We start from the raw sequence: 12,909 nt of genomic DNA, 5'->3' as shown, positions 1-12,909 counted from the left end.
AGTTGCTTCCGGTTAATCCATCCAGTACAATATACATATATAGCAAATGGAGGAGTGAAGAAGATGACCGAGGACCTTAAAACAGGCATTATTCGTATTTCTGATGACGTAGTAGCAACAATCGCGGGACTCGCCGCACTTGAGACTCCAGGTATAGCAGCCATGTCTGGCGGGATTTCTGAAGGGCTTGCTAAACGCCTAAGCGGGAAAAACGTGCAGAAGGGTGTTTCCGTGGAAGTCGGACAGCTCGAAGCCGCAATTGATTTGCGTATTATCGTTCATTATGGCATTCCTATTCAGGAAGTATGCCGCCAACTGCAGCTCAATGTAAGGGAGTCGGTATCGAATATGACCGGTCTTCAAGTCGTTGAAGTCAATGTGAAAGTAGAAGGCGTTGTATTCAAGGAAGAAGAAGTGTTTGAGGAAACAGCTACCCCGCGTATTAAATAATCGGTGATGGCATGTTCCGCTCCGGCGGATAAAGCTATTCATTCTGATATAACGACACAACAATAAACAAGCTTCCGCGCCTCATAGCAGGTGGGAAGCTTGTTTTAGTTTTGACGTTTGTTTTTTGGCTTTGCATTGCGATTCGCTTCTCGGGAAATGCTGAGCAATACGCCAATGCACATGAGGCAGGCCATAAGCGATGAACCGCCGTAGCTGATGAAAGGGAGCGTTACCCCAGTCAGCGGTATAGCGCCTGTTACTCCGCCAATGTTAATGAATCCCTGAATGCTGAACAGTCCAACAATGCCGACGCCAATAATGGTGCCGTATTGATCCGAGCAGCGCAAAGCGACGATCAAGCAGCGCCATAAAAAAGCCAGAAAAAATAAAATAAAAAGCGAGGCGCCAATAAAGCCAAATTCCTCCGCGATAATGGCAAAAATAAAATCATTATACGCATAGGTCAAATAATGCAGCTTTTGTACACTTTCACCGAAGCCTGCTCCGGTCAAGCCGCCATGCCCTAAAGCCTGTAAAGAGGAAACGAGCTGAAGCCCCGTATCCTGCTTGTCTGCCACAGGATCCAAAAAGGCAGTAAAGCGGGCAATACGATAAGACCACTTTGTCGGGCTGATCGCCATAGATATGCTAACGCCAACGGTAAGCACGAGTCCCATTAGTCCGCCCGTTACGAATACCTGCTTCAGGTTTGCCCCGCCAGCCATAATCATAACGGTAGCGCATCCTGCCAGCACCATGCAAGAGCCCAAATCCGGCTGCAGCATAATGAGAAAGCAGATAAAACCCGTAACAAGAATGACGGGAATGAGACCTTTTTTGAAGTCGCGGAATTTTTCGCCTTTTTTGGAGATAAGTGCTCCCAAGTACAAAATAAGCGCGAGCTTTGCGGGCTCCGTCGGTTGTATAGTTAGGGGCCCTATTTCCAGCCAACTGTGCGCGCCGTTAATGTTATCACTAGCAAAGGGAACGATAGCAAGTAAAATGACGACAGGAAAAAAGAAAAGCAGAAAAGATTTTTTGTAAAACTCATAACGAATATTCATCAGTAAAAACATGGAAAATATGCCTGCTGCTGCAAAAACCGCCTGTTTCTTAACAAAATAAAGCGGATCATTCAAATATTTTGGTGAATATAAAGCAATGCTTGAGCTCGCGCTGAATACCATCACGAGCCCAAAACCGACGAGCAGAAGCGTGAAAATTAAAAGCAGAAAATCTGGCCTGCCACGGCTGCCGTTTTGCGTTTTGCTCATACTAGTCAAGCAATTGCTTGAGTTGCTGCAATCGCTGCGTAGCTGTGTTCAAAATAGGCTGTGGCACCGGGGATTCATACTCCATGCCATGCGGGAACGTTGCTCTGCCAATGTATACGGCTTCAATTGCAAGTACAGCATGCGGAGATTCAAGCTTTCCTTCAACAGCACGCGTGTTGATGCGCAAGAAGTATTCAGAGTTCGTAGCCTTATCTTCCAGTTTCAAATCATATGTAGCGCGGTAGTATTCCCACTGCCAGCGAACGAAGCCGAGCTTTTCTGCCGATTCATCCAGATGGAACAGCTCGCTCTGAACACCGTTCAAACCGGTATTCTCAATAATCATGATGTTTCCTCCTCATTATTCAAAAACCAATTGTTGAACATTCATTTCTCATGATAGTATGTTTCCCCAGCCAGTGCAAGCCTTACCCACGGCGACAAAGCAATCCGAATAAACATTCCTGCAATTAAGCTTCCTTATGTGAGCTTCGTTCTGTTAAAATAGAGTAAGTTAATACGATTAAGACGATAGGTCTGTCATTTGTGTAAAAGGTGAAGGAGGTTTGCTGTTATGTTGACCAGTGTCTATGCATTAGAAAAGCTGCAACATCTTTATCCAGAGATGGTGCAGTGGCGGAGATACCTCCATCAGCATCCTGAACTATCCTTCCAAGAGGAGAAAACCTCAAGATGGATCGCAGGGAAGCTGGCGGAATTCGGCTGCGAGTTTGAGGAAGGTGTAGGCGGATATGGAATCGTTGTGACGATAAAAGGTGAACAGCCTGGGCCAGTCGTGGCTCTGCGCGCCGATATCGATGCGTTGCCGATTCAAGATGAGAAGCAGTGTGATTATGCGTCGACAGTACCCGGAATTATGCATGCCTGCGGGCACGATGGTCATACGTCGTCGATGCTGGCCATAGCAAAGTTCTATCAGGAGCATCGCAGTGACATTAAAGGCGAGCGGAGACTGTTGTTCCAGCCTGCTGAGGAAGTGACGCCGGGCGGTGCCATTCATATGATTAAGGACGGAGCGCTTGCAGGCGTAGATGTTATCTATGGCATTCATCTGTGGGCACCGCTCCCATTTGGGCAAGTATCGACAAGAGCAGGCGCATTCATGGCCGCAGCCGATGAATTCACAATTGAAATTATCGGGCTGGGCGGACATGGCGGCATGCCGCATAAAGGAATTGATACGATTGTGGTTGGGGCGTCGCTCGTGCAGTCGATTCAATCGATTGTTAGCCGGAGCATCAATCCGCTGCATCCGTCGGTTATTTCTATAGGTTCTTTTCAAGCGGGAACGACGAATAACGTCATTGCCGAGCGGTGTTTGATGAAAGGCACGGTTCGTTCCTTCGATGAGGAAAGCCGTTATTTTATTCATGAGCGTTTGAAGCAGGTTATTGAGCATACGTGCCAAATGTATGGCGCCAAATACGATTTTCAGCTTCGCGTCGGCTATCCTGCCGTCATTAATAATGAGCATGAAGCGGAGCGTTTTTTCCGCGTAGCGGAGCCGATGCTCGGAGAAGGCAATGCGGTGCGGGGCGATGAAATGATGGTAGCAGAAGATTTTTCCTACTATTTGGACGAGGTTCCCGGCTGCTTTATGATGGTAGGCGCGGGCAATGGTGATACGTCCACCAGCTATTCCCATCATCATCCTAAGTTCGATTTCGAAGAAGGCGCCATGCTTAAATCCGCAGAGCTGCTCATACGGCTGGCTGAGGATTATGTGTCAGAGCATTAGAAGGTTAGAGCATTAAACGGCGTGCTGGACGAGCATGGCAGCAGCAGTACGATAAATGGAGAGTATGTCACAGAATACGGTGGCATGCTCTCTTTTTTTATGACCAGCTAAAGATAACAACGACTTTTATGCTTGCATAAAATAGGGCCTATTTCCGCATACTGCTCCTATAGGAGGCCATTATGGCCGATGGTCTGGCTTCGCCGTTGTGCTAATGGCAGGCTGCACACAGATACATAAGGAGGGGATAACATGCTGGAACCAAGCAGCAAGCCGCTCATTGTTCAAAGCGATATGACGCTGCTGCTCAATATGAAGCAGGCCGGGGCAGAGGAAGCTGCTGGCAGACTGCTTGCTTTCGCAGAGCTCGTCAAGCGCCCAGGCGGTTGGCATACGTACCGGATGACAGCCATGACGCTGTGGCAAGCCTGCGCGTCGGGAATGGCGGCTGAGGACGTCATAGCGCTGCTGATGAAGTATGCTTCATCGAGCATCCCGGGCTATGCGGAAATGAGCATACGCAAATGGATGGGCCGCTATGGAAAGCTGCATCTTGAGCTAGCGGGAGACAAGCTCATGCTCAGCGGCAGCGCGGAGCTGCTCACGGAGCTGGCTCGCCATCCGGAAATCGGGCCGAAATTAGCTAGCCCGGATTTGGCAGCATGCCTCAGCGGGCTAGGTGTAGAAGTTCGCGGGGAGGAGCGGGGGCTGCTCAAGCAGGAGCTGGCCCGGCTCGGTTATCCCGTCATCGATCAGGCGGGCTATCATGCCGGCGAGGCGCTGAAGGTGCAGCTGCGTGAGGTAACGCGCCAAGGCAAGCCGTTTGAGCTGCGAGCCTATCAGCAGCAGGCGGTAGATGTTTTCTGCGCTGAAGGCTCCGTGCATGGCGGCAGCGGGGTCGTCGTGCTGCCATGCGGGGCAGGCAAGACGGTTGTGGGACTGGCTGCTCTTGCTAAGCTAAGCAGCGCGACCCTGATTTTGACCTCCAGCACCACCTCGGTCCAGCAGTGGAAGCGCGAGCTGCTGGACAAAACAACACTGTTGGAAGAGCACATCGGAGAATATGCCGGCGGGCTCAAGCAGGTACGCCCGGTAACCATTGCCACCTATCAAATATTGACGAGCCGCAAGGCGAAGTCGGCAGCTTACCAGCATATGAATTTATTTTCAGAGCGCGACTGGGGGCTCATTATTTATGATGAGGTGCATTTGCTGCCTGCACCTGTATTTCGAATGACGGCAGATATTCAAGCGACGAGGCGGCTTGGGCTAACGGCAACGCTCGTCCGCGAGGATGGCTGCGCGGAGGACGTCTTTTCGCTCATTGGTCCGAAGCAGTATGAATGGCTGTGGAAGGCGGTTGAAGCAGAGGGGCATATTGCGGCTGTTCATTGCACCGAAATTCGTATACCGCTTGGTGAGGATGTCCGCACGCGTTATGCGGCTGCCGCTCCCCGTTCCCAATTGCGGCTTGCGGCAGAAAATCCGTCGAAGGCAGATGTAATTACGGAACTGCTGAAGCGTCATGAAGGCGTGCCTACGCTCATTATCGGGCAATATTTAGATCAGCTGCATGCGGTTGCCGAAGCGCTCGCGATTCCCGTTATAACCGGAGAGCTGGAGCAGGATAAGCGCCAGCTGCTGTATGATCGTTTCCGCTCGGGCGAAATTCCGGTGCTGGCGGTTTCAAGGGTTGCCAATTTCGCTGTTGATTTGCCGGATGCGGCAGTAGCTATTCAAATATCGGGCAGCTATGGCTCAAGGCAAGAGGAGGCTCAGCGCATTGGGCGCATTCTCAGGCCAAAGCAAGGAAGAAACGAAGCGTGGTTTTATACCGTTGTCAGCGACGGCACCAAGGAGCTGGATTTTGCCTTGCGGCGCCAGCTGTTCATGGTGGAGCAGGGGTATCGCTATGCGCTGGAATCGCGGGAAGCAGCTCTGCTTGAATAAAGGCAGCAAGCCGAGGCAAACGATGTAGGGGGAGAAAAAAATGTACGTCCACGAGCTCGCCGACAAGCTGACGGATTATCGGCAGCAAACATTTATGGAAGCGCCGATGTGGTGGTATGCAGCTAAAGAAAATAAGCAGTGGAGCGATGCGGTTAAAGATCGCCGCTCCATGCTTGAGGCGATTCAATCGCTCTCTTCTACGACGCTTGCGGCGCTGAAAGCGGTCATAAAGCTTGCTGGCGCTGATCCAGCTCCTGAGGAGAGGCTTTTTCGCCTCGGCCCGAAGCAGGCGTGCATGTCAGGCGCGGAGTTTCGCTGGGCTTTGGCAGAGCTGCAGCGCGGCGGACTCGTATTTTCGGTAAGCCGCAATTGGGGCGAGCGCATTTATTTTGTGCCTCGCGACAGCTTTGCGCTATGGCGGCAGCTGGTGTTTCCCTGCCATATGGAGGCGAAGGCGATGGATGCTTTGGCGGAAGGCGAGTTGCAGTTTCGAGCCTCTGGTAGACTGCTGGGACTTCAATTGCTTGATGCGTGGACGGAGCTCGCGCGAAGCGGGCTTACGCTGACGAATAAAGGAATTTTGCCTAAAAAAATAATTGCCCGACTGGGGATCTCCGTTACGCTTACGGAGGAAAATATCGCTTGCTTGAATGTATCGGACGATCGGGTACGCCAATACGGACGCATACCTGCCTTTATTTTGGAAACGGCTGTAAGATTAGGCGTGCTGGAGGAGGAAGAGGGGCGGCTCATATGGGTAAAGGATAAGCTGGAGCAGTGGCTGATTTTAAACAGCTTTGCCCGAGAGGCTTGTCTGCACAGCCTGATTGTGGAGCATTATTTATATAGAAAGCCGCTTTTGGCGCATGGCGCATCGGCATTGTCTGCGCTAACCATGGGGCCTTGGTATGAGGCTGAGGCGTGGCTGTATCAGGTGCAGGGCGAGGCTGTTGCAGTTGCGGCTGGACAATTGCCTTTGAGCGATAAGCAGCAGCTGCTGGGGTGGTTGGACACGCTGCATGCTTTCGGCTGGCTTGAGCGGATCGAAGGACCCGGGGAGCGCAGCTGGTTTCGCTGGATGATAGATCCCCAGCCCGGAACAGATCGTTCATCAGCACCGCTTTCAAGTGAAAGCGAAGCTGTCATCGTGCAGCCAAATGGGGAAATTATCGTCCTAACGGAATGCGACGGGCGTATTCGCTGGGAGCTGGAGCTTATGGCCGAGCGTGTGAACGAGGTGCAGCAAGGGCTGTACCGGCTTAGCCGCAAGTCGATCGAACGGGCAATGGCTTTTGGCCGAACGGAAGCAGCGATGCTCGCATTTCTCGAATGGGCTTCCGGGAGCAAGGACGCAGCAGCAGAAGCAGCTCCGCTGCTGCGGGACTGGGGAAGCAAGTTGGGCCAGCTGGACAAGCCAGTTGCGGGTGCAGGGAGCTTCGGAGACGGCAGAGAATATCCTTCCTTTCAGGATAGCTCCCAGCAGCAGCTTGTCGCTGGTTTCCGGCTGTATCCCGACTATGGAATGGCTACACCCAGAGCAGAGCATGAGGACTGGCTGGGCCATTATGAGCTGATTCAGCATGATGAAGAGGACAAGCAAGGAAGCTATGCGGGGCTAAAGCAAATTCCCGCAAGCTGGCTGAACCAGCGCCGCGCCTACCATCATTCCACAAGCCGGGAGATGATGGAGCGTGCGCTGCAGTGGCAAACACCTGTCGAGCTGCATTTGGAGGAAGGACTGGCTGCTTTTGTACCTTGGGAGCTGCATGCCGAATCCAATAGTTGGTCTGTAACGGGCAGCTTCTCAGGCGCGCAATATGGAGCCAGCGTGAGGTTGTCGCCTGAAAGCTGGCAGGCGATGCGGCTGCTTGTTCCAGGAATTAATTTTTATACATAAAATGGTATGTACTATTTAAGCTAGTATGCTATGATAGATAAGGAAGTAAGCGAATGAGATGAGGTGGAAAAATGCCTGCTACTAAGGAGCTCTCGGCTGTTCTACCCATACACCCTGAAGGTGCAAGCGGTGTTTCTTCGCTCGATATGGCGTCGCTGCTGCTTTGTGCTTACGAGCTGGGTGATTGGATTAATCAGTCGGCTGAAGTTGCCGAATATTTATATTGGAAAGACGCAGTCAGCGAAGATGCTGATGTTAAGGCGCTGACCAGGAAGTTTGAAAAGGCGAAAGAGCTGTTTGAGGAATGCCAGCGTTTTGGGCGTTTTCATCCGGATTTTCATGCAGCCAAAGATAAAATTAAGCTGGTTGAAGCTGAGCTCGCCCAAATCGAGGCGGTCGTTCGATTCAAATCAGCGGAGCAGGCTGTTGATACGATGCTGTTTGAGGTATCACGGACCATTGCTGAATCAGTATCGGACACGATTAAAGTGCCGAGCAATGAAGCAAGCGGCGGCGGTTGCGGAAGCGGCGGATCATGTGGCTGTGGAAGCGGCGGTTGCGGCTAGGCGGCTCTGCTCGGTGTGAATTTTACACAGGTGGAGGGAATCGTATTGTTACCGGAACGGACGGGTTATATTATATGGGTCAGTGACCTAAAGGCGGCCAGATCGCTAGAAAAACACGGCACCGTTCATTACATGTCGCGCAAAATGCACTATGTCGTCATCTACGTAAATGCCGAACGTGCCGAAGAAGTGCTGCGCAATATTGGACGTTTGCCATTCGTTCGCAGAATTGAACGTTCCTTCCGGAATGAGCTGCGAACGGAATATACGAAAGACAGTGAAGACAAAACAAGATTTTACAGCATGTAGCTGCTGGCAGCGAACAGGCTGTGCGCAATAGCCCGGGTGGGGTACAACCACCCGGGCTATTTTTTTATGCCTAGCAATATAATGAAAGTAGCCTCCGTAAGAGAGAAGCTAAAATCGATTTCGGAAAAGGAAGCGAAACGCTGAGTTAGCAAGCCTGTGGCGGGATCATAATCAGAACCGCGGTCGCGGCGGCGTCACGTCAACTGTTATTTTTGAGATTCAGCATTTTTTCTGTTGTAAAATCGGTCAATCATGGTAAAATACTTGATATAATAGTCATAAAGGCCTGGTTCTTTAGGAGGAGGGTTCGTGATGAAGGACAAGTTGACGAAACGATGGAGCACCTATGAAACGTTCTATGTCGATCTGGGCGATATGAAAGTTTCTGATATTGTCATTACGAATCATGCCCGTAGCCGCTGGATTGATCGAGTTGAACATGAGAAAACTGGCTATGAGGACATCGCAGAATTTTTGTGGGAATGCTTGAAGCAGGGCAGAATCGAGTCGTATTACCGCAATGAGCAGGATGTCTATTTAATTGACAATGATTTGGTTTTCGTAGCTGAATTTTCGCCTTCCCTGACAGATACGGACATCTTGGGGAACCCGCTGCACAAAATGATTATCGTGACCTTTCTCGGCCGCATGTCGGAGACGATGGAGCTTAGAGATTTGAAATCCTATTATTCCTGGCTGCGCCATTCCCGGCGAATGACGCTCGTTAAAAATAGCCGCAAGAAGAAATAAACCGGCCCTTATATGGAATTAAAAATGAAAGCGCATCTTCGATTCGCAAGCATGGTGAAGCAGCAGCTAGCCGTGCGATGAACGAGAGTTGCGCTTTTTCGTGCGTTTTGGCCTAGCCATATAGTATAATATAGGGCAAAGGAAAGGGTGGTCGGCCAGATGGCGCTTAATTTTCATCAACTGCATATTTTTTATACCGTCGCGGAACGGGGCAGCTTTTCGGCTGCGGCGCAAGCGCTCCATATGACCCAGCCGGCCGTGACCATGCAGGTTCAGTCGCTGGAGGATTATTTTGGCACGAAGCTGCTGCTGCGTTCGACAAAGCGAATCGAGCTGACGGAAGCCGGGCAGGAGCTGATGCCGTACGCGAGACGCAGTATTGAGCTAATTAGAGATACAGATCAAGCGATGAGCTTGTTTACAAAGCAATTAAAGGGACGGCTGCTGCTAGGAGGCAGTCTGACGATAGGAGAATACATACTTCCACGGCTGCTCGGCCCTTTCGGTCAAGCTTATCCGGACATTGCCATCAGCATGAAGGTGATGAACACGGCGCAAATTATGGAGGATATCATTAATCATCAGCTGAATTTTGGGCTTATTGAAGCGCCTGTCAATCATCCGGATATGCAGATGGAGGCCGTCATGAGCGATGAGCTGCATCTCGTAGTGCCACAGGGCCACCCGCTAGCGGGGCGGACGGATGTGACGCTGACAGAGGCGGCAAGCTATCCCTTTGTACTGCGTGAGCAAGGCTCTGGAACGAGGCTTGTGATGGAAGAGCAGCTGAAGCGCAAAAATATTGATCCTTCCGATCTTAAGGTCGTCATGGATCTTGGAAGCACCGGCGCGGTAAAATGTGCGGTAGAAGCGGGCTTAGGCATTTCTTTTCTGTCCTCCTCATCGACCAAGCATGAAATTGCGCTAGGCTTGTTGCATAGCGTGCCGATTGTAGATACGAAATTTAAACGGCAGTTTTATTCGATTTATTTGAAATCCGCGCTGCTGCCGATTTCTGCGGTCACTTTTTTAACGTTTCTTAGAGAAAATGATTTGAGAAAATGGCTATGAGGAGCAGTGAGATGAGACAAGCTGATTTGCATACACATACGACGGCTTCCGACGGTACAGGCTCCCCAAGCTACAATGTGCAGCTAGCAAAGGCGGCAGGGCTGGCAGCGATTGCGATAACCGACCATGATACGATGGCTGGGGTAGAAGAGGCGCTGGCGGAAGGCGAGCGATTAGGCATCACGGTGGTGCCAGGAGTAGAGCTAAGCACGGTGGCAGATGGTCAGGACATTCATGTGCTCGGCTATTATGCGAATTGGCGGGATCAATTATGGCAGCAGCGCCTTACGGGGCTGCGTTCAGTTCGTGACAAACGCAATGAGCTAATCGTTGCCAAGCTCGTAGAGCTGGGCATCGACATAACGCTGGAGGAGGTTATAGCGGTCGCGCTGGAGCACTCTGGCGATGCGGCGGGCGGGAAGACGGTAGGCCGTCCGCATATAGCGGAGCTGCTCATTCGTAAAGGGGCAGTCGCCACCATGCGGGAGGCGTTCGACCGTTATCTGGCTTCGGGAAGCGCAGCCTATGTCAATCCGCCTCGCGTGAATCCTTATGAAGCGATTAGCTGGATCAAGGAAGCGGGTGGCGTGAGCGTGCTGGCTCATCCTGGTTTATACAGCAACGACAAGCTGGTGGAGGAATTAATTCGCAGTGGCGGCGTTCAAGGCATTGAGGTTTATCATTCCGATCATGGCCCCCAGGAGGAAGCGAGATATTTGCAGCTTGCGGAGCAATACGGCTTGATTGTAACCGGTGGCTCTGATTATCACGGTGAACGGGAAGGCAAAGTATTTCACGGCGCAATTGGCAGCCGGACAGTGGATGCGGGCGTCTTGGAGCTATTGAAATCTGGATTGAACTTGAACGATGTGAGTTCGTAAAGATAGGTCTTTTTAAATGAAAAGGACGTGACCAGCTGTGCTTAGCAGCGGGTTCACGTCCTTTTTTATGGTGTGCAGGCAATTTAGGCCATGTAGGCAAGGCCAAGTTGTACAGATGAGGCTGGCCTTTTGAAGCCTACTGCTTTAATTAGGTGATTTTTGAAGGCAGTGCTTTAATGCGCTGTTCGTCTGGCGTAATGAAAAGCGTCTTCTGATGATCATAGATGACGAAGCCTGGCTTGGCGCCGCTTGGCTTATGCACATGGCGTATCATCGTGTAGTCCACCGGAATCATGCTGGACGATCTTGCTTGACTGTAATGCGCCGCCAGCATAGCTGCCTCTTCAAGTGTAGCATCGCCAAAGCTGCCCCCGCGGATGACGACATGCGAGCCCGGGATGTCCTTCGTATGCAGCCAAGTGTCGGAGGAAGAGGCGAGACGGTTCGTCAAATATTCGTTTTGCGTATTGTTTTTGCCTACGTAAATCGCAATATTTTCCGAAGAGGTGTAACAGAGCAGAGAAGGCTGGGCCGCCTTTTTGCGTTTAGGTCCGCGCTTGCTGCTGCGATCCCGCAGATAGCCCTGCGCAACGAGCTCCTCGCGAATTTCTTCCGTGTCGGCAAGCGACGCATTGTCCAGCTGCTGAAGCAGGGAGGACAAATAATCAATTTCTGCCTTCGCCAGCTCCATCTGCTCGCCAACGACAGCGATGCTGTTCTTATGCTTCGTATAGCGGCGGAAATAGCGCTGCGCATTGTCAGACGGTGTGAGCTGCGGATCCAGCTCTATCGTGACCGTCGCTTGATTTTCATCATAAAAGTTAACCAATGTTGCTACTTTATCCCCGCGCTGGATTTGATGCATGTAGGCGGTAAGCAGTTCGCCAAGGACGCGGTATTTATCGGCATCATGCGCGTCAACCAACGTTTCCTCCAGCTTGTCGATTTTTTTAATGTTTTTGGCTTTTTCGTTTTGCACAAAACGGATTAAATCGGAGGCGCGCTGCTTCACCGTATCCCGCTCGGCTTTATCGCCATAGAACGCTTCGAGCATTTCGCTGACGTTAGGGAAGCTTGCGGTTTCCCCTTCCAAATGAGTGAGCGCCGTGATGGAAAAATAAGCTTTGCCTTTCGCGTTCGTTACGATGGCAGGCTCAAATTCTCCCCGCTTTGCTTTGTCCATTAAATCTGAAAAGCTTTGCCATAATGTAGCTTCGGAATCATTAGCGCGGTACGCAATCTCCTTGGCAAGCAGCGGACTCAAACCGCTGAAAGCTTCTACAAGCTGCTGAAAAACGGGAGCATCTGTACTAGCTTGCTTCTCTACTGCTGGCGTGCTGTCCGCATCATCGCCAGCTGCCTCCGTATGATCCGGCTCCGGCTTGCGAAGCGCTTCGCGGAACTGCTCCTCTCGGGCAATAGCAAATGGATCAAGCTTTCCTTGGTCAGGGGGAGAGACGTAGCTGCTGCCCGGCATGACGATGCGGAAGCTGCTGATGGAAGGCGTGACATGATGGATGCCGTCATGGATGATGCCCGTAGCCGGATCCAGCAAAATAATGTTGCTGTGCCGCCCCATAATTTCAATAACAATGCGTTTCAACGATAAGTCGCCGAGCTCGTCGCGGTGCCGGATATCGATATGTATAATTCGTTCCCGTCCGATTTGGCTGATTGCTTCAATGACGCCGCCCTCGCAGTATTTGCGCAGCAGCATGCAGAACATCGGGGCTTCCATTGGATTGACGTATGTGCCCGTCGTCCAATGAAGCCGCGGATAGGTGGGATTGGCGGACAGCAGCAGCTTGCCGCTCATTCCGGCTCCACGAATGCTGAAGATGAGGTCGTTTGCTGTCGGCTGATGGATTTTATGAATGCGGGCGCCAATGCAACGCTGCAAATCATCGGTAATTGCATGTATGACGATGCCGTCTAAGGCCATAATTCGCTAGCTCCTTTATGTTTCAGGTCACTGAAGGGCTCCTGAAATCGGTACGTATCT

Annotated in this window: 12 protein-coding genes; 9 read left to right on the top strand and 3 right to left on the bottom strand. The window is 51.4% G+C overall.

The genetic code is table 11. The annotated features are described in order from the left end of the window. Positions 1-63: 63 nt before the first annotated feature. The gene (locus AC6B99_RS29070; protein ID WP_056038629.1) at positions 64-450 is read left to right on the top strand and encodes an Asp23/Gls24 family envelope stress response protein; all 387 of its coding nucleotides are present in this window, start codon (positions 64-66) and stop codon (positions 448-450) included. Positions 451-554: 104 nt separating this feature from the next. Here AC6B99_RS29070 and ftsW read toward each other — a convergent pair whose 3' ends face one another. Beyond that, the gene (ftsW, locus tag AC6B99_RS29065; RefSeq protein ID WP_496664848.1) at positions 555-1,724 is read right to left on the bottom strand and encodes a putative lipid II flippase FtsW; all 1,170 of its coding nucleotides are present in this window, start codon (positions 1,722-1,724) and stop codon (positions 555-557) included. Position 1,725: 1 nt separating this feature from the next. Further along, a complete protein-coding gene (locus AC6B99_RS29060; protein WP_046230584.1) occupies positions 1,726-2,070 on the bottom strand; it encodes a YugN family protein in 345 nt (114 codons plus the stop codon). A gap of 228 nt (positions 2,071-2,298) precedes the next feature. On the opposite strand from AC6B99_RS29060, the gene AC6B99_RS29055 reads away from it, so the two are divergent. From AC6B99_RS29055 to AC6B99_RS29020, 8 genes are all read left to right on the top strand, one after another. Continuing rightward, positions 2,299-3,483 carry a M20 metallopeptidase family protein gene (locus tag AC6B99_RS29055; protein ID WP_496664847.1) on the top strand — a complete coding sequence of 395 codons (1,185 nt, stop codon included), beginning with the start codon at positions 2,299-2,301 and terminating at the stop codon, positions 3,481-3,483. A gap of 252 nt (positions 3,484-3,735) precedes the next feature. Then, positions 3,736-5,433, top strand: a complete 1,698-nt coding sequence (locus AC6B99_RS29050) for a DNA repair helicase XPB (RefSeq protein WP_496664846.1) — start codon at positions 3,736-3,738, stop codon at positions 5,431-5,433. 40 nt (positions 5,434-5,473) lie between these two features. Continuing rightward, positions 5,474-7,330, top strand: coding sequence for a helicase-associated domain-containing protein (locus tag AC6B99_RS29045; protein ID WP_056038619.1), 1,857 nt, complete (start codon positions 5,474-5,476; stop codon positions 7,328-7,330). A 71-nt stretch (positions 7,331-7,401) separates the two neighbouring features. After that, entirely contained in the window at positions 7,402-7,896 is a 495-nt protein-coding gene (locus tag AC6B99_RS29040) for a YlbF/YmcA family competence regulator (RefSeq protein WP_081418931.1), read from the top strand. A gap of 45 nt (positions 7,897-7,941) precedes the next feature. Beyond that, the gene (locus tag AC6B99_RS29035) at positions 7,942-8,205 is read left to right on the top strand and encodes a YlbG family protein (RefSeq protein ID WP_046230587.1); all 264 of its coding nucleotides are present in this window, start codon (positions 7,942-7,944) and stop codon (positions 8,203-8,205) included. Between the two features lie 312 nt (positions 8,206-8,517). Further along, positions 8,518-8,955 carry a hypothetical protein gene (locus AC6B99_RS29030; protein ID WP_046230588.1) on the top strand — a complete coding sequence of 146 codons (438 nt, stop codon included), beginning with the start codon at positions 8,518-8,520 and terminating at the stop codon, positions 8,953-8,955. 159 nt (positions 8,956-9,114) lie between these two features. Then, positions 9,115-10,026 (top strand): selenium metabolism-associated LysR family transcriptional regulator, encoded by a 912-nt coding sequence (locus AC6B99_RS29025; protein ID WP_046230589.1) that lies wholly within the window; start codon positions 9,115-9,117, stop codon positions 10,024-10,026. 11 nt (positions 10,027-10,037) lie between these two features. Beyond that, a complete protein-coding gene (locus AC6B99_RS29020) occupies positions 10,038-10,907 on the top strand; it encodes a PHP domain-containing protein (RefSeq protein WP_235533222.1) in 870 nt (289 codons plus the stop codon). 148 nt (positions 10,908-11,055) lie between these two features. Here the strand turns inward: AC6B99_RS29020 and AC6B99_RS29015 are convergent, their stop codons facing one another. After that, the gene (locus tag AC6B99_RS29015) at positions 11,056-12,849 is read right to left on the bottom strand and encodes an Rqc2 family fibronectin-binding protein (RefSeq protein ID WP_496664845.1); all 1,794 of its coding nucleotides are present in this window, start codon (positions 12,847-12,849) and stop codon (positions 11,056-11,058) included. Between the last annotated feature and the right edge of the window lie 60 nt (positions 12,850-12,909).

It is taken from the genome of Paenibacillus liaoningensis, from assembly GCF_059609455.1.
The sequence above is the reverse complement of the archived record's forward strand: the minus strand, read 5'-3'. Positions and strand labels throughout refer to the sequence as shown.

Excerpts from the sequence above, each read along its gene's own strand:
- AC6B99_RS29045 (WP_056038619.1), top strand. The coding sequence starts at position 5,474 with ATGTACGTCCACGAGCTCGCCGACAAGCTGACGGATTATCGGCAGCAA.
- AC6B99_RS29025 (WP_046230589.1), top strand. The coding sequence starts at position 9,115 with ATGGCGCTTAATTTTCATCAACTGCATATTTTTTATACCGTCGCGGAA.
- ftsW (WP_496664848.1), bottom strand. The coding sequence starts at position 1,724 with ATGAGCAAAACGCAAAACGGCAGCCGTGGCAGGCCAGATTTTCTGCTT.
- AC6B99_RS29060 (WP_046230584.1), bottom strand. The coding sequence starts at position 2,070 with ATGATTATTGAGAATACCGGTTTGAACGGTGTTCAGAGCGAGCTGTTC.
- AC6B99_RS29055 (WP_496664847.1), top strand. The coding sequence starts at position 2,299 with ATGTTGACCAGTGTCTATGCATTAGAAAAGCTGCAACATCTTTATCCA.
- AC6B99_RS29050 (WP_496664846.1), top strand. The coding sequence starts at position 3,736 with ATGCTGGAACCAAGCAGCAAGCCGCTCATTGTTCAAAGCGATATGACG.
- AC6B99_RS29030 (WP_046230588.1), top strand. The coding sequence starts at position 8,518 with ATGAAGGACAAGTTGACGAAACGATGGAGCACCTATGAAACGTTCTAT.
- AC6B99_RS29070 (WP_056038629.1), top strand. The coding sequence starts at position 64 with ATGACCGAGGACCTTAAAACAGGCATTATTCGTATTTCTGATGACGTA.
- AC6B99_RS29040 (WP_081418931.1), top strand. The coding sequence starts at position 7,402 with ATGCCTGCTACTAAGGAGCTCTCGGCTGTTCTACCCATACACCCTGAA.
- AC6B99_RS29020 (WP_235533222.1), top strand. The coding sequence starts at position 10,038 with ATGAGACAAGCTGATTTGCATACACATACGACGGCTTCCGACGGTACA.
- AC6B99_RS29015 (WP_496664845.1), bottom strand. The coding sequence starts at position 12,849 with ATGGCCTTAGACGGCATCGTCATACATGCAATTACCGATGATTTGCAG.